Source organism: Pelomonas caseinilytica, assembly GCF_021353235.1.
Classification (GTDB): domain Bacteria; phylum Pseudomonadota; class Gammaproteobacteria; order Burkholderiales; family Burkholderiaceae_C; genus Pelomonas; species Pelomonas caseinilytica.
The window spans coordinates 395,141-415,328 of the sequence record NZ_JAJTWT010000002.1 but is presented as its reverse complement, the minus strand read 5'-3'; the positions used below and the strand labels follow the sequence as shown (position 1 = coordinate 415,328).

Genomic DNA, 20,188 nt, shown 5'->3' with positions numbered 1-20,188 from the left:
CCATGTCGCTGTTTGACCTCAGCCCCGCCGAGGCGCTCTACGCCGACCGCCATCCGCAAGGCTGGGGTGGCCGCTGGTATGGCTGCCACGTGGCCGAGGTGGTGGACCTCGTCGACCCCGACGGCCAGGGCCGCGTCAGGATCGCGCTGCCCTGGGCGCCCGACGGCGACGGCCAGCGCTACGAGGCCTGGGCGCGCATGGCCACGCTCTTCGCCGGCAAGGACCGCGGCGCCTGGTTCATGCCCGAGGTGGGCGACGAGGTGCTCATCGTCTTCCAGGGCGGCGACCCGCGCTGGCCCTTCGTCGTCGGCGGGCTCTGGAACGGCCAGGACACGCCGCCCGAGTCGGCCAGCGCGCAGAACCACCACAAGGTCATCAAGAGCCGCAACGGCGTCGTCATCACGCTGGACGACCAGGACGGCCAGGAACGCGTGCAGCTCGAAACCCCCGGCGGCTGCAAGCTCACGCTGAAGGACGGCCCCGGCTCGGTCACCGTCGAGGACAGCAACGGCAACAGCATCAAGCTGGAGACCGCCGGCATCACGGTCACGGCCTCGGCCAAGGTCACGGTCAACGCCAGCCAGGTAGCGGTGTCGGCCGGCATGGTGCAGGTGGATGCCGGCATGTCGCGCTTCTCGGGCGTGGTGCAGGCCGACACCGTCATCACCAACACCATCATCGCGGCGACCTACACGCCCGGTGCGGGGAACATCCTGTGAGGACGCCGTGAACGCCCCGCACGTACTGCGCTGGGTCGGCGGCCAGAGCTTCGTGGCCGCGCCGGTGGACGGCGCGCCCACGCTGCTGCGCTTCGACAGCGACGACTTCATGGACCGGCTGCTCGCCATGCTGGCCGAGGCGCCGCAGACGCTGCCCGAGTTCGTCGCCCGGCCCGAGTCGTGGCAGCAGCTCGGCGAGCCCACGCCGGCTCCGGCGCTGGCGCCGCCCACGTCGGCGCCGGCCCGCGCCCTCGCGCGGCGGCGTTCGCTGCTGGGCTTCCGGCGCGAGGTGCCCCCGCCACCGCCGCCCTCGGCGCTCAAGACGCTCAAGCTCTTCCAGCCCGTGCACCAGCGCTTCTACGTCGCGGCGGCCCATCTCGTCTGCGAGAAGCCCGGGCTGCCCACGCGGGCCACTTCGGGTGGCGACAAGAGCGGCATGCTGCTGCGGCGCCTGCTGCCCGGGGGGCGCGAGGCGGCCTTCGTGAAGCGGCCCGGCCAGCCCGGCCGCTGGCAGCCCCTGGACGACGCCGGCCAGCCCCTGCCCGGGGAGGAGTGGCTGTCGGTCTTTCCGCTGGCCTACACGTCGCCCGACGGCCATCCGCGCAAGCTGCTGGCCGGCCTCGTGCCGGCGGCGCGGCACGACGATTTCCGCTTCGCGGCCCTGCAGCCGGCCAAGCTTCCCACCGTGGCCGACGACCTCAAGGCCGGTGCGCGCATGACCTTCATCGCGCCCTGGCAGGGGCTGATCGAGCGGGCGCGCGCCACGCGCGACGCGGCTGGCGGGCCGGTGGCGGATGCGCCGTGGAGCGACGACTCCGGCGCCCGCGACGCCGCGGCCCGCAGCAGCCTGCCGGTGGCCAACGACCAGTTGCAGGAGTCCTCATGGCGGCTGCTGCAGGACATGAACGACTGGCTGGCCGCCCACCTGCCCGACGTCCACGCCCGGCTGGCGGGGGGCACCACGGGCCGGGCGAAGGCCGACCGCCTGCTGCTGCGCCTGCAGGGGGCGGTCTTCGATGCGGCCAGGCGGGCCGAGGCCGGCTTCAAGGACGTGTTCTCGCCGAACGTGCTTCCCACGGCGCGGAACATCGCCGCCGTCACCCATCTGCGTGCGGCCTTGGCCCGCATCGGCGAGGTGTCCGACGCGCTGGACGCGCTGGCGACGGCTTTCCCCGCCAAGGCGGCGGACGGCCACGACCCCTGGCCCAGCTGGGCCTTCCCGCTGGCCGTGGCCACGCGGGGCGGCGCCCTCGAAGGGCCGTTCTGGTCCTGGTCGGCCTCGCCGCCGGACGTGCTGGCCGACAAGCAGGACGAGGCGAATGCCCTGCTCGAGCTGTTGCAGGCCGACCTCGAGGCGGCCATCGACGAAGCCTTTGCCGCCGGCCGCCTCGGCCCGGCGCGTGCCCAGGCGCCGGAAGCCGCCCGGCTCGCCCACGAGCTGGCGGCCACCCTGGAGGCTGACGCCGGACCACCGCGTTATGTGCTGCGCTTCGTGCACCAGCGCTGCGACTGCGGCCCGCTGCATCCGGCCGTCATGTCGGCGCCCAGCGAGGTGTTCGAGCTGGCTGGCTTCTTCGACGTCGAGGCGCCGCTGCGCCCCATCCGCATCGCGCTGCCCTTCGACACCTCGCCCGGCGGCCTGCGCAAGTTCGGCAAGAACAGCGCCTTCATCATGAGCGACCTGTTGTGCGGGCAGATGAAGCGGGTGCGGCGGCTGGGCTTCGGCGACCTGGTGCTGTCGGTGCTGCCCTGGCCTTTCCACAAGGACTTGTCGGTGTCCGACGGCGGGCCTTGCGGGGGCACGGGCGCGGGCAGCTTCGGGACGATCTGTTCGCTGTCGATCCCGATCATCACGATCGTGGCGTTCGTGTTGTTGATCGTGATTGCGACGCTGCTGGACCTGATCTTCCGCTGGCTGCCTTTCCTGATGGTGTGTTTCCCGGTGCCGGGGTTGAAGGGGAAGAAGCCATGAGGCGGGCGCGGTGCGTTGTGTCCTTGGATGCTTTTGCGAGGAGCCTTTCGACTCGGTGCACCGAGCCGGGAGTCCGCCCCGGCGGGCGGGTAACTTTTCTCTGTCGCGCCAGAGAAAAGTCACCAAAAGAGAGGCGCTCTAAAGCGATCGCCCCGGCGCGCTTGAAGCTCAGGCCGGGCTACAAGCGACCCGCTTCGCTCTCGCTGCTGTCCTTATCCCGAGCACCATCCATCGCGTCGCATGGCCGCCTAACGCGCGGCTGCACGCCGTGCTCACGAGTGGAAAACCAAGCGCCGCTCGGGCGGCGCGTCGGCGCATGGGGTGCCTTCATTGGTGAGCCCGGCGTGCAGCCGGCGTTAACCGGCGTGAAGGCACGATCTGTGATGTCCTGGATAGGGACAGCGGCGAGAGCGAAGCGGGTCGCCTCGGGGCGCTTCTCGCCGTTCAACGCATCAAGGCGCTGGGTTTGGAGCGCCTCTTCTTTGGTGACTTTCTTCTGGCGCCGACAGAAGAAAGTTACCCGCCCTCGCGGGGCGGATTCCCGCGGCGGTGCACCGAGTTGCAAAGGCTCGAAGCAAAAGCAACCTACGACAAACGGCCCGAGTCCAAGAGCCCCCGGCAACAGCCCCCAGAGCCCACAAGGCCAGCAGGCCCCCACGCCATGACCGACCAAGCCGCCCTCTACGGCCGAGGCGTCGCCTTCCCCCCGCGCCTCACCCCCGAAGGCCGCCTCGCCTGGAGCGACGGCGAAGCCAACGTGCGCGAGTCCATCCGCATCCTCCTGCTCACCGCCCAGGGCGAACGCCTGCGCCGCCCCGACTACGGCGCGGGACTGGAGCGCTTCCTGTTCGAGCCCAACGTGCCCACCACCTGGCGCGCCATCGAGGAATCCATCCGCCGCCAGCTCGCGCGGTGGGAGCCCCGAGTCCAGGTCGAGGCCCTCAAGGTGGCCGCCGACCCGGCCGACCCCGAGGCCGCCATCGCCGAACTCAGCTTCACGCTCGTCGCCACCGCCCAGGCCGGCCGCATGAGCCTGTCCATCCCGGTCCAGGGGAGGTGAACTCGCCATGCCCATCCAGCTCCCCGCCATCGACGACCGCGACCATGCCGCCCTCGTGCGCGACACGCTGGCCCTGGCCGCCGTGCATGCGCCCGAGTGGACGCACACCGGCCCCAGCGACCCCGGCGTCACCCTCGTCGAGCTCTTCGCCTTCATGGCCGAGAGCCTGCTCTACCGCGCCAACCTCATCCCCGAGCGCAACCGGCTCAAGTTCCTGCAGCTGCTGGGGGTGGGCCTGCGGCCTGCGCAGCCGGCACGCGCCCTCGTGCAGTTCGCCAACGAGTCCGGCGAGCGCAAGACCCTGACGCTGCCCTCGGGCCTGCCGCTGCTGGCCGGCGCCGTGCCCTTCCTCAGCGACACCGGGCTGGACCTACCGCCCGTCACCGGCCTGGTGGTCTTCAAGCGCGTCGCCGGCACGCCCGACCCCGCGGTGCTCGACTACTACCGCCAGCTCTACGAGGCCACCGGCCGCGACTTCGCCGGCAACGCCGTTGCCGGCGTCGAACCCGTGCTCTACGACAGCGTGCAGCTGGCCGACCTCGCCGGCCCCATCGACCTGGGCGCCGAGACGGTGGACGGCGCGCTGTGGATCGCGCTGCTGGCGCCTCCCAAGCCGAGCGCCGCCGACCTCACCCAGGCGCGGGCGGAACTGGCCGGACGCACCCTGTCCATCGGCCTCGTGCCCCAGCCGCCCGAGACGCGCGCCCGCATCCAGCCCGGGCGGCCGGCCACGCCGCCGCCCAGCCTCAGCGCCTGGATACCCAAGGCCAACGCCGTGGGCAGCGGCACGCCCGGCGAATACCGGCGGCTGGATGCCGTGGCGCCCACCGGCTTCCCGCAGCAGGCCGGCATCCTGCAGGTCACGCTGCCGGCCCATGCCGACGACATCGGCACCTGGGCCGAGGCCGAGCCGCTGGAGGCCGGCGTGGGCGAGCTGCCGCCCCAGCTCACCGACGCGGCCCTGGCCGACCGGCTCCTCACCTGGCTGCGCATCGACGGCCTGGCGCCGGCCGGCGTGCAGCTTGCCTGGGCCGGCACCCACTGCGCTGCCGTGCGCCAGCGCAGCCGCGTGATCCGCGAGCTGCTGCCGCCGGGCGACGGCTCGCCCGAGCAGCGCCGCCGCCTGAGCCACGGCCAGGTGCTGGCGGATTCCGTGCAACTCCTGGTGGGTGGCCAACTCTGGGCGTTGACCGACGAACTCGAAGCCGCGCCCGCCGAGGGCCAGCCCGGCGCCCAGGTTTTCGCGCTGGACGCCGAGGGCGGCGAGCTGCGCTTCGGCGACGGCATGCGCGGCGCGCGGCCGGCGGCCGGAGCCGAGATGGCCGTGCGCTTCGACTGGTCGTCAGGTGCGGCCGGCAACGTCGCCGCCGGGGCCATCAAGCTCGGGCCGACGCTGCCACCGGGCGTCAAGCTGTCCAACCCGCGGCCCGCCGACGGCGGCATCGACGCCGAGAGCGCCGCCGACGGCGAGAAGCGCATCCCCCTCGTGCTGCGTCACCGCGAACGCGCCGTCAGCGCCGAGGACTTCGACGCCATCCTGCGCGAGACGCCGCAGGCCGACGTGGGCCGCATCGAGGTGCTGCCGGCCTGGCATCCCGAACTGTCGCCGGGCCTGCCGGGCGACCAGCCGGGCGTCGTCACCTGCATGGTCATCCCGCGGCAGGACCCGCGCCGGCCCGACTACCCGCTGCCCGACGCAGACTTCATCGACGCCCTGTGCGCCTGGCTGGCGCCGCGGCGCCTGGTCACCTGCGAGGTGCTGCTGCGCGGCCCGGCCTACGCCGGGCTGTGGATCAGTGTCGGCATCGAGCTGCACGCCGGCCAGGGCGTGGCCGAGGTGCGCGAGCGGGTGAAGGCTGCGCTCAAGGCCTTCCTTGCGCCGCTGCCCGGCCCGGCGAGCGCGAGCGGCTGGCCCCTCTTCAAGGCCGTGGCCGCGCTGGAGCTGGCCACCGTGGCCGCCCGCGTGGAGGGCGTGCTCGGCGTCACCGGCCTGCTGCTGGGCGACTCGACCGGCGCCCGGCGCGACAGCGTGCCCCTGGCCGGCCTGCAACTGCCCCTGATCGCGGGGCTGTCGGTCTCCCTCGGCGACCCGGTGCCGCTGTCCGACCTCATCGGCCAGGGCACGGGCAGCGCCGATGGCGCTCCCGCCGCGGCCCTGCGCCTGCCCGTCCCGCGCGTGCCGGAGAACTGCTGAGATGGACGCCAAACAAAGCCACAGAGGCACAGAGGCACAGAGGCAGCGGGACCAAGGTCCCTCTGTGTCTCTGTGCCTCTGTGGCTGTGTTTTCTTGCTGCACGCCGACTCGTGTTTCATGTGCCGCGAACGCGGGATGGACCGCTGACATGGACGCCAACGGCAGCCGCTACCACGCCCTCGTCACCCGGGGCGACTGGACGGAGGCCGCCCAGCCGGACGAGCACTGGGCCTGGCGGCCCGCGGACCCGGCCCACCCGGCGGCCCTGGGCCAGCTCGTGCTCAAGCCCCTGCTCTTCGAATTCAAGGCCAGCAGCGCCGCGCCCCTGCCTGAGCCCGGTGCGCGTGCCGGCGCCAGCTTCGATGCCTACGGCAACCTTTATGCGCTCGATGCCGACGGCAGGTCCATCCGCGTCTGGTCCAGCGGCAGCGGCACCATCACCGACTTCTGGCCCCTGCCGCAGGCGCCGGCCGCAGAGGCCGAGGCAGGCGCCTTCGGCCCCTGCGCACCGGCCGGGCCGGCCACGCCGCCGCGCATGGATGCCCTGGTGGTGACCACGGGCCACTACCTCGTCGCCGCGAGCCGCGAGGCCGGCGGCCTGCTGATCTTCGACCTGCATGGCGGCGGCCCGCCGCTGCCCCAGCCCTGGCCCCACATGCCCGCGCCCGAGGCCCTGCTGGCCCTCGACGATGGCGGGGTCGCCCTCTTCGCGGCCGGGGTGCTGCACCGCCTCGGGCCCGACCTGCGGCCCTGCCTGCCGCGCACCGCCAGCCCCACCGCGTTCTCGCCCGGGCCGGCCCCGCTGCCGCCGCCCGCCGAGCCGCCCTGCCAGCTGGTGCTCGGCGCCGATGCCACCGCCGTGGCGGCCTTGCCCGCGAGCCGTTTCCTGGTGCTGCGCGTCAAGATGGACGGCCTCTACCTGTCGGTCATCGACTGGGCCGGCACCGAGGGCGTGTCCGTCGGCCCGCTGGAGGAGCAGATCGAGCAGGCCACCGCCGACCAGGAGCCTACCCTGCTGTCCACGCGGACCCTGGCCATCGAGTGGCCGGCCGATGCGGCGACCGAGGGCTTCGACGCCGTCGTGCTGGCCGCCAGCGGCGACCAGGCCTTCCGCTTCGCCGCGTCCGAGACGGCTCCCGGCACCTGGACCTTCGAGCTGCAGCGCGACTTCATCCCGCTGCGGCGTTACGAGGCCGGCGGCCTGGCCAGCCTGGCGCGCGGCCAGGTGCTGCATCGCTTCCCGTCGGCGCGCGCCTTCTACGCCGGCGCCGGCCGCTGGCTGCCGCTGCTGACGCTGCCGCGCCCGCGCTGCGAGCGCGAGGGCGTGCTCGTCGGCCCCGTGTGGGACAGCGCCGTGCCGGGCTGCGTCTGGCACCGCGTGGCCCTCGATGCCCGCCGCCCGCCGGGTGGCGCCCTCAGCCTGCAAAGCCGCGCCGCCGAAACGCCCGAGGGCCTGGCCCTGCAGCCCTGGCGCGCCGAGCCCGAGCTGCTGCCACACCCGGCCGGCTCCGAGCTGCCCTGGCGCGACGCCGCGCACGGCAGCTGCGGCGAAGTGCAGACCCTGACCTGCCTGCTGCAAGCCGCCACCGGCCGCTACCTGCAACTGCGCATCCAGGCCAGCGGCGACGGCCAGCAGAGCCCGGGCCTGGCGACCCTGCGCGCCTGGTATCCGCGCTTCAGCTACCTGCAGCACTACCTGCCCGCCGTCTACCGGGCCGACGCGGCCGGCAGCGCCTTCACCGAACGCTTCCTCGCCTTGTTCGAGGGCGAGTTGACGCGCTGGGAGGACCGCATCGCCGCCGCCCAGCTGCTGCTGGACGCACGCACCGCGCCGCAGCAGACCCTGCAATGGCTGGCCGGGTGGCTGGCGATGGAATTCGACGGCTCCACCGGCCCCGCGCGCCGCCGCGCCCTGCTGCGCCATGCGGCGAGCGTGCAGGCACGCCGCGGCACCGTGCCGGGGCTGCTGCTGGCGGCGACCCTGGCCTGGGAGCCCGACGAGGTCGACGCCGAGGCCTGGCTGGCGGCGCCGCAGAACCTCCCCGAACGGCTGCACGGCCTGCGGCTGCAGGAGCTTTTCGGCCTGGCGCCGCCGTTGAGCGGCAGCGCCTGGCGGCCGGCGCAGGGGCGGGCGGTGCTGCTGGCGGCGCTGAATGGCGAGGAGTCGCTGCTGGCCGACGCCGCGACGCTGCAGAAGGCGTTGGGCTTCCTGCCGCGCGCGGCCCGCGAAGAGGCGGCGCTGATGGCGTCCTGGCGGCTGGCTGAGCTGCCCGAGGACGAGCCCCGGCCGGCCGGGGGCGACGAGGCGCTCGCCTTCGACGCCTACCTCGCCGCCACCCAGGCCTGCGCGCCGCTGCGCCAGCGCTGGCAGGACTACCTGGCCCGCCGTTGGCGTGGCATCCAGGCGCTGAACGCGGCCTGGGGCACCGGCTGGCGGGGCTTCGACCGCATCCCCAGCCCGCTCTACCTGCCCGCGGGCTCGGCGGCGCTGGCGGACTGGTGGCGCTTCGAGGCCCAGGTCGTGCGCGGCCTCGGGCCGGCCCATCGCTTTCGCGTCGTGCTGCCGCTGCCCGGCGACACGGCGGCGCTGGACTTCGACGAGTTGGCCCGCCGCCGCGCCGCCGTCGAGCGCGCCGTCGAGCGCGACAAGCCGGCCCACACCGTGGCGGAGATCCGCTTCGGCTTCGAGCTGTTCCGCGTCGGCGAGGCCCGGCTGGGCCACGACACGCGCCTCGAACACGGCCTGCTGCGCCGGCCCGAGCTGGCCGCGCTGGCCACCCTCTCCATCTGGCCGCCCCTCGTGCTCGGCGAGCGCGATCTCGGGGGCGGGCAACTCACGCATCCGCGACCCCTGCCACCGCCCGACCGGGTGGGGCTGGACCGCTGAACTTCCGGGAGACCCACCATGGGCTGCTGCACAGGCTCCACTTTCACCCCCGCCCCCGACGCCGCGCTCGACCCGCTGCAGCGCGTCAACTACAGCTTCGGCATGGTGCTGGGCGTGGACGACTTCCGCCAGGAGCACGCCTACCTGGCCGCGCGCGACGAGCGGGCGCTGCGCGAGACCATCGGCTACGGCGTCATCACCGGCCTGGGCGTGGCCGCGCCCAAGCCGGCCTCGGCCAGCGAGGGCCAGCAGGTGAGGGTGGCGCCCGGCCTGGCGCTGATGCCGGACGGGCACCTCGTCGCCGTGGCCGCCGAGCAGTGCGCCAACCTGCAGGCCTGGCTGGACGCCGAGAAGGCGCGCGACGCCACCACCGCCAGCCGCCCCACGGTCTACGTGCTGCTGCGTTTTGCCGAGGCCAGCGGCTCGCCCGTGCCCATCCCCGGCGAGCCCTGCCGCGACGAGAGCGAGCTGAGCGCCGACGCCCGCGTCGTCGACGGCTTCGCGCTGGACTTCGCCTGGACGCCGCCGGATGCGAGCGAGGACCTGGCGCTGCGTGCCGTCGTCGCGTGGATACGCGGCATCAAGGTCCGCCCGACGGCGCCGGCAGGGCAGACGCTGGCCAGCTTCCAGCGCCAGGTGGAGGCTGGGCTGAAGGAGGCCATCACGGCGGCCTGGGGCGACCCGCACGCGCCCACGCCGCCCATGCCGGCCGCCGCCACGCCGCCGCTGCCCCTGCCCAGCCACGTCAGCCTGCCGGCGCCGCCCACGGAGCTGCAGATTCCGCGCGCCGAGGTGGCGGCCTACTACGCCGCCGCCTTCGAGGTCTGGACGCGGCTGCTGCGCTCCGGCTTCATGGCCCACCATGGCCCGGTGCCGGGCGCCGAACCACTGGCCGAGCGGGCCCTGCTGCTGGCCGCCGTCGATGCCAAGGCCGGTGCCGACGGCACGCGCGCCGTGCGCATGCTCGGCCGGCCGCAGCTGCTGCACCTGCGCCTGCTGCAGGAATGGCTGCTGCGCGACGGCAGCCAGGACGCCCCGCGTGAGGCCCACTACGTGCTCGGCAAGGGCGACCCCGAGCTCGACCATGCCCAGGACCTGCTGGCCGACTTCGCCGCTGCCAACCACGCGATGACGCGCATCGACATCGTGCCCGACACCACCGACGGCGGCAGCGGCAACAAGGCCCGCATCGTGCCGGCGGTGAAGTGGCCCGGCGGCGGCCCTGGCGGCGGGCCCGACTACTACGGGCCGGGCATGAGCCAGCCCATCCCGGTGGCCGATGGCGGCACCGGCCAGGCCGTGGCGCCCGCCACGGGGGCGCTGCTGGTGGGCCGGGCAGCCTCGGGCACGGCGCCGGCGCGCTTCGAGTTGGGGGGCCTGGCCGGCGCGCCGCTACCCAAGCCGGCCGCGCCTTCGCCCAACATCCTGGTCGACGCCACCGGAGCCGCGCCCACCATCCGGCTCGACACCGTGCAGGACATCGGCACCGACGCCAGCCCCAGCTTCGCGAGCCTGGACCTGAGCGGCGACCTCGGCGTGGCCGGGGGCCTCTCGGTTGACGGCGAGGTGGTGCTGGGCCAGCCGCTGAACCGCCTGTTGGCGACCGACGAGCAGGGTGTCGTCGTCGCGGCCCGGCCCTGGGACGGCGACGAAGGCGCGCTGGACGCCGGCAAGCCGCCGCCCTACGCCTACCAGCCCAACCAACCGGCGCCGGTGCGCATCGAGGATGGCGGCACCGGCCTGCAGCAACGGCCCCGGCAGCTGCAGGTGCTGGTGGGGCTGGAGCCTCGCATCGACAGCCTGCGCAGCCAGGGCGGCGACTACGTGCTGGCCACGCTGACGCCGGGCGCCAACACCGACATCACGCTGACCCAGGGCGAAGGCCGCGACTGGCAGCTCGTCGTCGAAGCCGGGGGCGGCACGGCGACCCAGGTCGTCGCGGCCGGCGACGCCAGCTCGCCGCCGAGCCTGACCGCGGTGACCAATGGCAACGTCGTCACCATCGACACCGTGCAGCCCCTGCACACCGCGGCCTCGCCCCGCTTCTCCGCGCTCAGCCTCAGCCGGCCGCCCCGGTCAGAGGCGCCCGACGCGATGGTCGGCTGGCGCAAGCAGGACGGCCAGCTGGTGCTGACGCAGCCGCCGCCCGCGGCCGACGTCGGCGTGCAGCCCATCCGCTACATCGGGCGCGCCGAGGAACTCAAGCTCGTCAACGACGACCACGTCGTCGTCGTCGCGGCCATGCCCCTGACCCGCCTCGTGCAGTTGGCCCTGCCTGAGCCGAAGGCCGGCGGCTTCGACGAGGGCCGGGTGATCACCGTCAAGGCCCTGGGCGGCCTCGCGGTCAGCGGCGTCGAGGGCGACAAGCGCATCGGCCTGGAGGCCGGCAACTCGGTGACGCTGATCGCCTCGGTCCGCATGGGCCAGTGGCTGGTCATCGGACGGAGCTGAGCCATGGCCACCGTGCTGAACGCGCGCCTGAACCAGGTCGTGGCCGTCGATGGCGAGCCGCGCAGCTTCTTCTTCAACGGTCGCCTGCTCAGCGCCGAGGACCTGAGCCGCGAACAGGCCGCGCGCGACGGCGCCGAGCGCCGGCTGGCGCGGCTCATCGGCTGCGGCGTGGCCGAGGGCCTGACGGTGACGGCCGGCACGGGCAGCCTGCTGCACATCGCGGCGGGCCTGGGCGTCACGCCCTCGGGCGCCGTCATCGACATCGGCAACCTCGACCTCGACCTCAGCAGCGCCGGCCGCGGCGCCTCGTTCAGCGGCTTCGGCAACTGCGCGGCGGGCCTGGCCGAGGGCCAGCCGCTGGCGGGGCTCTACCTGCTGACGCTGACGCCCGCCTGGGCCGGGCAGGGGCGGGCGGCGACGCTGCTCGGCGAGGTCGGGGCCTGCAACCGCCGCACCGAGCAGCCGGCCGTGCGTGCGCGCCTCGTGGAGGTGCAGCCGCCGGCCGGGCTGTCGGCCGCGTCGGTGCGCAACGAACTGGCCGTGGCGCTGCTGTCGCCCGGCTGGGGCCTGGGCGCCGTGCCCGAGGGTGCGCGGGTGGGCTGGTGGCTGCGCCAGCGCATCGGCGGCGGCGCCGCGGCGCCGGGCCTGGGCGCCGACGAGCTGCCCCTGGCCCTGCTGCAGATTGACGCTGCCGCCACGCCGCTGTGGCTGGACACCGACAGCGCCCGCCGCCGCCTGGCCGTGCCGCCCGGCGGCGCGGGCGATGCGGCCTGGCCCGAGTCCTGGGCCGTGGAGATGCAGGCCTTCGCGGCCCAGTTCACCGCCGAGCTGATGGAGGCCCGGGCCACAGGCGCCGCCTTCGCCTGGCTGCCGCCCACGCTGCCGCTGACGGCGGCCGGGCTGGCTCAGTTCCGCAAGTTGATCGGCGGCCTGCCGGCGGCGCCCGAACTGCTCAACCGCACGCAGTTCGCGCGCGCGCTGCTGGACGGCTGGCAGGACGTGCCGCTGCGCCGCGGCGCCGCCCGGCTGCACCTGGCCCAGCTCGAAGGCCACCCGGAACGGCTGCTGCTGCGGGCCACCGCCCTGGAAGACGCCGACGGGCGCCTGCCGGGCGGCGGGCCGGGAGAAAGGACGTCGGCGCGCGTCGCCTCCGCGGCGGCGCGCATCCTCAACGCCGGCCGCCGCGGCGAGGGCCGGCCGAGCAAGGACGAGCTGTCGGTGGCGGCCTCGGCGCTGACGCAGGCGCCCGATCGCAAGCGGCGTTAGGGCCATGGCCGGGCTCGCCATCCGCAAGCTCAGCGCGCGCACGCCGGCCTCGGCCGAGCCCGTGGCGGCGCGCCTGGCCTTGCAGGCGTTGGCCGCCGACCTGGAGGACGCCCTGCCACCCGGCCTGCCGCCCCAGGCCCTGCTGTGGCTGCGCCGCCTGCAGCTGCAGGCTCCCGAGGCGGCGCTGCGGCGCCTGCCCGCGGCGGCCGGCCGGCGCGACTGGATCGCCCGTGGACGCGAGCAGCTGGAAGCGGCCTGGATGCAGGCCGCGCGGCCCGCGCTCGGGCCGGTGCCCGAGACGGCGCCGGCCGTGCTGTTCGCGGACGCGGCCGAGATGCTGGCCTGCCTGGCGCTGGCCGCTCAGGCCGGGCAGTTGGACCGCTGGTGGTGGCGCGGCCTGCTGGGCCGGGCCTGGCCCCGATGGCAGCAGGCCTGGGCCGCGCGGCCTCAGGCCCAGGCCGCGGCGGTGCGGCTGCTGATGCGCAGTGGGCAGGTGAAGCCGGCGGGGCAGGTGCTGCCGGTGTCGCCGTGGATGCTGCCGCAGCACGCCTCGCGCGAGGCCGGGGCGCCCTCGCTTTCGGCAGTGGCGCCCACCGCTGCGGTCCCGGAGCCGGCCACAGGCGCGGGTCCGAGGGCGGACCTTGCCGTGGGCACGGTCCGTCAGGCACAAGCACCGGCCGCGCCTTCGGCCCCGGCTGCCGACAACGCACTGCGAGCGCCACCGTCGAGCGGCAAGCCTCGGGCCGGCACCGCTGCGCAGCGCCGCGTCGATGTCGCGACGCCGCGCACTTCGACAGCGCTGCGCACGGACGGCCCGGCCCCTTCCGGCGCCGGGGCCGCAGCGCCCGGGCGGCGCCCTGCCGCTGCCGTCGACAGCGGGCCGTGGCGCCCGCCCGAGTCGCCGGCCGTGGCCGCGCCGGCTCCGCCGGACCCCGGGTCGCCCACGCCTCGGCAGGTGGCCGGCGAAGCTGGGGAGGCGCCAGTCGCCGTACTTCCGGCCGCGGCGGCCGAGCCCTCAGTGGCCGCCACGGCCCGCCTCCAGTCCCCGGCCGCCTTGCCATCCACGCGGCCCATGGCCGTGCCTGGCGCCGTCAACGAGCCGGCCTCGGGCCGCCTCGTGGAACCCGGCCTCGGCGTTGCGGCCCCGGCCCCGCCAAGCCCATCGCCCGGGCCTGGTCTCCTCGTGGCCGATGCCGCCATGGCCTGGCCCTGGCCGCAGGCGCTGGCCAGCCGGCAGGCGCCGCTGCTCTTCATCGTCAATGCGCTGCTGGAGGACGGCCTTTACCCCGACTTCACCCGCCCGGCCGACCCCGGCCTGCCAGTGCCGCTGTGGGCCTTGCTGGCGGCCCTGGCCCGCGCCTGGCGGCTGCCGGCCGACGACCCGCTGCCGGGCGTGCTGGCAGCCGCCTGTGCCGGCTGGACGGCGCCCGGGGTCATGCCGGCGGCGCCGGGCGTTCCGGCCGGCCTCTGGCCCGCCTGGTTGGCTGGTTATGCCCGCACGCTGCGGCGGCGCCTGTGCCGGCGCCTGGGCCTGCGCGCCTCGGCCTGGCGGGCTGCCCTGGTGCTGCCGCGGCCGGCGCGCCTGTGGTTGAGCGAGGCGGAGTGGGTGGCCGAGTTCGACCTCGCCGCCCATGACCTCGCCTGGCGCCTGGCCGGGCTGGACCGCGATCCCGGCTGGCTGCCGAGTGCCGGCCTCACGCTGCGTTTCCGCTTCGTCGGCTGACACCGCTATGCGCGCAGAAGCCCCTCCCGATCTCTGGCCCGAGGCCGCGACGGCCTTGCAGGCCCTGCTGCTGGCGGCGGCCTGGCGGGTGGTGAGCGATGCGCAGGAACTGCTGGGCGAGGCGGAGCTGGTGGAGCGTTTCGGCTTCGCTCTGGGCTATGCCTCGGCCTTCGAGGCCCTGGGGGACGAGCCGCCCCGCCACCCCGGCCTGTCGGCCCTGGCGCGCGACTGGCCGGAGCAGGCGGTGGCGCTGTGGCTGGTGCACGGCCTCGTCGAGGAGGACCGGCGCTTCGGCCTGCTGTTCGAGGCCCTCAACCAGGCCCTGGGCGAGGAGGGTGCCCAACCCGGCCCGGCCTGGCTGCAGCGCAGCTTCGGCAGCCTGCCGGGCCAGGGCCTGAGGCCGGCGCTGCGGGCCTTGCTGCAGGCGGGCGTGCTCAGGCCCGAATCGCCGGGGCAGCCGCGGGCGGCGCAGCGCTTCGAGGTGGACGAGGCCTGCTGGGCGGCCTTGCGCGGCGAGCCCTTCGCCGAGCCGGCACCGGGCCTGCGCCTGCAGCCTTTGGAGGCGGCGCCAGCCCTGGACGAGCTGGTGCTGCCCGAGGCCGCCCGCGAGCGCCTGGCCGGCTGGCGCCCGGGGCAGGCGCTGCTGGTGCGCGGCCCCGAGCACAACGGCCGCGGCAGCCTGGTGGCGGCGCTGGCGCGCGAGTGGGGCCGGCCGGTGCTGGCCTGCCGGCTGGAGGCCGGCAGCGCCCCGCCGCCGACGCTGGGCGCCCTGGCGGCACTGTGCGGCGCCCTGACGCTGCTGCGCGTGGAGGCCGCGCCCGGCGAGGCGCTGCGCCTGCCGGTGCTGGCCGAAGCGCCCGCCATCGTCGCGGCCGAGGAGGACGGCCTCGAAGGCCTGCCGGCCGACGCGCTCGTGCTCACCCTGCCGCTGCCCGACCATGGGCTGCGGCTGGCGCTGATCGAACGGCTGCGGCCCGGCCTGCCCGATGCTGCGGGCCTGGCGGCGCGGCTGCACCTGGCCTGCGGTCACCTGCACCGGGCGCTGAACAGTGCGGCCGGTGCCGACGAGGCCGCGCTGCGCGAGGCGGCGCTGGCCGGTGGCGCGGCGGGGCTGGCCCGCTTGGCCCAGCGGCTGGACCCGGAGCAGGCGCCGCCGCAGGCCCTGGTGCTGGACGAGGTCCTCAGCCGCGACCTGGCCGCGCTGGCCGCGCGCTGCCAGCAGCGCGACCGGCTGCGCGGGGTGCTGCCGGCGGCCTTTGCGGCCCGGCTGAATGCGGGCGTGCGGGCCCTGCTGGCGGGGCCTTCGGGCACGGGCAAGACGCTGGCGGCCCAGGTGCTGGCGCGCGAGTTGGGCCTGCCGCTGTACCGGCTGGACCTGTCGGCCGTGGTGAGCAAGTACATCGGCGAGACGGAGCGCAACCTGCATCGCCTGCTGTCGGCGGCTCAGGCGCTGGACGTGATGCTGCTGCTGGACGAAGGCGACGCGCTGCTGGCGCCGCGCACGGAGGTGGGCTCCAGCAACGACCGCTACGCCAACCTGGAGACCAACTTCCTGCTGCAGCGGCTGGAGAGCCACCAGGGGCTGGTGCTGGTGACGACGAACGCGCAGGCGCGCATCGACCGGGCCTTCATGCGGCGCTTCGATTTCGTCATCCCCTTCCGCGCGCCGGAGGTGGCGGAGCGCCTGCGCCTGTGGCAGGCCCATCTGCCGGCCGACCATGCCTTGAGCGAAGCGCAGCTGGCGGCGGTGGCGGAGGCCTGCACGCTGGCGGGCGGGCAGGTGAGGAATGTGGTGCTGGACGCGGTGTCGGCGGCGTTGGCGCGGGGGCGGGGTGTGGACGCGGAACTGGTGTTCGAGGCGTTGCAGAGGGAGTACAGGCGGGGTGGGGGGTTGTGTCCGTTGAAGGGGTTGTGATGGGGGCGCGGTGCGCTGTGTTGTTGGTTGCTCGTGCCGAGGGCCTTTTGGCTCGGTGCGTTGGTGGTCGGGGTGCTTTTGCATGGAGCCTTTCGACTCGGTGCACCGAGCCGGGAGTCCGCCCCGGCGGGCGGGTAACTTTTCTCTGTCGCGCCAGAGAAAAGTCACCAAAAGAGAGGCGCTCTAAAGCGATCGCCCCGGCGCGCTTGAAGCTCAGGCCGGGCTACAAGCGACCCGCTTCGCTCTCGCTGCTGTCCTTATCCCGAGCACCATCCATCGCGTCGCATGGCCGCCTAACGCGCGGCTGCACGCCGTGCTCACGAGTGGAAAACCAAGCGCCGCTCGGGCGGCGCGTCGGCGCATGGGGTGCCTTCATTGGTGAGCCCGGCGTGCAGCCGGCGTTAACCGGCGTGAAGGCACGATCTGTGATGTCCTGGATAGGGACAGCGGCGAGAGCGAAGCGGGTCGCCTCGGGGCGCTTCTCGCCGTTCAACGCATCAAGGCGCTGGGTTTGGAGCGCCTCTTCTTTGGTGACTTTCTTCTGGCGCCGACAGAAGAAAGTTACCCGCCCTCGCGGGGCGGATTCCCGCGGCGGTGCACCGAGTTGCAAAGGCTCGATGCAAAAGCAACCGAAAAGCGTGGAGTCCAACTGGCTCGATGCAAGGGCAAGCCGGCGCCCTGACGCCCTGAAGGCCTGACCATGCTCGCCCCCCGCACCTTCGCCCCCCGCGTCGCCAAACCCAAGAGCGACCCCCGCTTCGTCGCCGTCACGGAGCAGGCCAAGGCCGCGTCGCAGAAGCTGAAGCAGCATCCCCCCGCCGCCCGGAAGATCAAGGAGGCCAGCAAGTCCGCCAAGCCCCCCGCCAACGAACGCCTCGCCGGCGCCAAGGCCAAGGTCGTCGATGCCGTCAAGGAGGCGCCCGCGCCCAAGCCGCAGCCTGCCTCCTTCAAGGCCCTGCTGCGCGCCGAGATCGACAAGGCCATGCCCAAGACACTGGGCGACACCGAGAAGTTCATGGAGGGCGGCGCCCAGGGCCAGATGAAGGAGGCGGCCAGCGGCGGCGTGGCCCGGCAGAAGGACGCCGCCACCGGGCCCGCCGACCAGGCGGTGAAGCAGGCGCCCAACCCCGGCGCCGTGCCCGAGCAGCCGAGCACGCCCCTGCCCGCGGAGGCGCCGGCCGCCGCGCCACCCATCGCCGGCGACAAGGCCATGCCGCTGCCAGCCACGGCCCAGGAGGCCTCGCTGCAGGAGACCAAGAAGGACACCGACCAGGCCCTCAAGGACGAGAAGGTCAAGCCCGAGAGCCTGGCCCGGGCCAACGACCCGCGTTTCTCGGCCGTGGCCGAGGCCAAGGGCAAGGTCGCGAGCCAAGCCGACCGCGCGCCGGCCCAGTTCCGGGCCAAGGAAGGCGCGGTGCTGGCCGGGGCCGGGGCGAAGGCCGCCAGCTCGGCGCGCAACGGTGCGCTGCTGATGGCCGGCCGCCGGGGCGCCGGCCAGGCCAAGGTGCTGAGCCGCCAGCAGCAGCAGGCCGCCAAGGAGGAGGCCGAGCGCGCCAAGGTCGCCGCCAACATCGAAGGCATCTACGCCCGCACCAAGGCGCGCGTCGAGGCCAGGCTCGGCGGGCTGGACGCCGAGGTGGGGGCACTCTTCGACCCCGGCGTGGAGGCGGCCATCGCGCAGATGAAGCGCTTCGTCGACGACAAGCTCTTCGACTACAAGCTGCGCCGCTACCTGAGCATTCCGCTGGTGGGCCTGGCGCGCTGGCTGCGCGATGCGGCCCTGGGCCTGCCGGACGAGGTCAACGTGTTCTATGCACAGGGCCGGGCGCTCTTCACCAAGGCCATGGACGCGCTGATCGACCGCGTGGCGGCCCTGGTGGAAAGGCGCCTGGCCGAGGCCAAGGCCGACGTCGCGGCGGGCCAGGCCGAGATCCGGGCCTACGTGGCCTCGCTGCCCGCCCAGCTTCAGGCCGCGGGCAAAGCGGCCGAGAGCGCCGTGACCGACCGCTTCAAGGAGCTGGAAGCCGGCATCGAGAGCAAAAAGAACGAGATCGCCCAGGGTCTGGCGCAGAAGTACAAGGAGGCCTTCGACAAGGCCGACGAGGCGCTCAAGCAGATGCAGGAGGAGAACAAGGGCCTGGTGGCCGGCTTCCTCGAAAAGCTCGGCGAGATCGTCAAGGCGCTGATGGAGTTCAAGTCCAAGCTGCTGGGCCTGCTGAAGAAGGGCATGGAGACCATCCAGCTCATCCTGGACGACCCCATCGGCTTCCTCGGCAACCTGCTGGCGGCGGTGAAGGGGGGCTTCAACGCCTTCATCGGCAACATCTGGACCCACCTGAAGGCGGGCTTCTTCAAGTGGCTGCTGGGCTCGCTCGCCGCGGCGGGCATCACGCTGCCCAGCGACCTGAGCCTGATGTCGGTGTTCAAGCTGGTGCTGGACGTGCTGGGCATCACCTATCCCAAGCTGCGGGCCAAGGCCGTCAAGCTCATCGGCGAGACGGCGGTGACCGTCATCGAGAAGCTCGCCGAGTACGTGCAGGCACTCTTCCAGGGCGGCGTGGCGGCGCTGTGGGAGAAGGTCAAGGACGACCTGTCCAGCCTCAAGGACATGGTCATCGGCGCCATCCAGGACTGGCTGATCGAGACGGTGGTGAAGCAGGCGGTGACCAAGATCGTCTCGATGTTCAACCCGGCCGGCGCCATCGTGCAGGCCATCATCGCCATCTACAACGTCGTCATGTTCGTCATCGAGAAGGCGCAGCAGATCATGGCCTTGGTCGAGGCCGTCATCAATTCGGTCCATGCCATCGCGACCGGCGCCATCGGCGGGGCCATTGCCTGGATCGAGAAGTCGCTGGCGGCGGCCGTTCCGGTGGTCATCGGCTTCCTGGCGCGGCTGCTTGGCCTGTCAGGCATCAGCGACAAGATCCGCGGCTTCATCCAGAAGGTGCAGGCCAAGGTGGACGCGGCCATCGACAAGGTCATCGGCAAGATCGTCGGCGTGGTCAAGAAGCTCTTCGGCAAGCTCAAGGCCGGCGCGGCCAAGGTGGTGCAGTGGTGGCGGCACCGCAAGGCCATCAACGTCGAGGGCAAGCGGCTGACGCTCTACACCGAGGGCAGCGAGGCCAGCACGCGGGTGCTGGTGGCCAGTTCGCCCGGCGTGCCCTGGTCCACCTATCTGGCGCGCAACAAGCCGGCCAAGGCCGCGGCGCCGGCACTGAAGGCGGCGCATGCCACGGCCTCGGGCCTGGCCGCCAAGATCGAGGCCGGCAAGCCGCACGGCGGCGACGCCGCCGTGCACGCGCAGAACGTCGAGCAGTGGTTCAACGAGCTGGCCGCGCAGATCGAGATCCTGAACAAGGACGAGGACAAGCCGGCTTCCGTCATCACCTACGGCGGCACCGACGGGCAGGGCGGCGGCATCCATGCCGAAGCGGTGGTGCTCAGCCACAAGCACCCACCCGGCAACCCGCCCGGCGACAACGCGCCGATCTGGGACCGTCTGGCCGACCTGGGCGCGGGCAAGGGCAAGTCGGTGCGCGGCTCGCACTACGTGCAGGGCCACCTGCTCAACCACAACCTGGGCGGACCGGGCCTGCGCTTCAACCTCACGCCCATCACCAAGCGTGCCAACAACAAGCACAAGGCCGACGTCGAGAGCACCATCAAGGACGAGGTCAACAAGGCCAAGGGCAAGGTCATCTATTACAAGGTGACGGCCCTGGGCCAGCCGCCGCGCGGCGCCAACCCGCGCCTGGCCGAACTCAAGGCCAAGCAGGCCTCGCAGAAGGCCAAGGGGCGCGACCTGACGAAGAACGAGCAGGCGGAGATGCTGTCGCTCAAGGCCCTGGGCATGCTGACCTCGGGCTTCAAGTGCCAGGCCTGGGAGCTGGAGAAGGACAGCAGCGGCGAGTGGACGAAGAAGGGCAAGATCCTCGGCAAGCTCACCACCACCATCGAGAACAACATCGAGGACGGCGGCCGGACCTACGGCTACTGA

The 20,188-nt window shown here is 73.8% G+C and carries 10 protein-coding genes; all 10 read left to right on the top strand.

Annotation, left to right across the window (positions count from 1 at the left end; translation table 11 throughout):
- Positions 1-2 precede the first annotated feature (2 nt).
- The 10 genes from LXT12_RS05655 (at position 3) to LXT12_RS05610 (ending at position 20,188) form a co-directional block, all read left to right on the top strand.
- Complete coding sequence (locus LXT12_RS05655; protein WP_233390307.1) at positions 3-719, top strand: phage baseplate assembly protein V; 717 nt, start codon at positions 3-5, stop codon at positions 717-719.
- 7 nt (positions 720-726) lie between these two features.
- The gene (locus tag LXT12_RS05650; RefSeq protein ID WP_233390305.1) at positions 727-2,691 is read left to right on the top strand and encodes a hypothetical protein; all 1,965 of its coding nucleotides are present in this window, start codon (positions 727-729) and stop codon (positions 2,689-2,691) included.
- Between the two features lie 661 nt (positions 2,692-3,352).
- The gene (locus LXT12_RS05645; protein WP_233390303.1) at positions 3,353-3,751 is read left to right on the top strand and encodes a GPW/gp25 family protein; all 399 of its coding nucleotides are present in this window, start codon (positions 3,353-3,355) and stop codon (positions 3,749-3,751) included.
- Positions 3,752-3,758: 7 nt separating this feature from the next.
- Entirely contained in the window at positions 3,759-5,945 is a 2,187-nt protein-coding gene (locus tag LXT12_RS05640) for a baseplate J/gp47 family protein (RefSeq protein WP_233390301.1), read from the top strand.
- A 149-nt stretch (positions 5,946-6,094) separates the two neighbouring features.
- Positions 6,095-8,833, top strand: a complete 2,739-nt coding sequence (locus LXT12_RS05635) for a phage tail protein (RefSeq protein ID WP_233390299.1) — start codon at positions 6,095-6,097, stop codon at positions 8,831-8,833.
- A gap of 18 nt (positions 8,834-8,851) precedes the next feature.
- Positions 8,852-11,284: a hypothetical protein gene (locus LXT12_RS05630; protein WP_233390297.1), complete on the top strand. Its 2,433-nt coding sequence runs from the start codon at positions 8,852-8,854 to the stop codon at positions 11,282-11,284.
- Between the two features lie 3 nt (positions 11,285-11,287).
- Positions 11,288-12,550: a hypothetical protein gene (locus LXT12_RS05625; protein WP_233390295.1), complete on the top strand. Its 1,263-nt coding sequence runs from the start codon at positions 11,288-11,290 to the stop codon at positions 12,548-12,550.
- Positions 12,551-12,554: 4 nt separating this feature from the next.
- A complete protein-coding gene (locus LXT12_RS05620; protein ID WP_233390293.1) occupies positions 12,555-14,273 on the top strand; it encodes a hypothetical protein in 1,719 nt (572 codons plus the stop codon).
- A 7-nt stretch (positions 14,274-14,280) separates the two neighbouring features.
- A complete protein-coding gene (locus LXT12_RS05615) occupies positions 14,281-16,188 on the top strand; it encodes an ATP-binding protein (protein ID WP_233390291.1) in 1,908 nt (635 codons plus the stop codon).
- A 700-nt stretch (positions 16,189-16,888) separates the two neighbouring features.
- The gene (locus tag LXT12_RS05610) at positions 16,889-20,188 is read left to right on the top strand and encodes a phage tail protein (RefSeq protein ID WP_233390289.1); all 3,300 of its coding nucleotides are present in this window, start codon (positions 16,889-16,891) and stop codon (positions 20,186-20,188) included.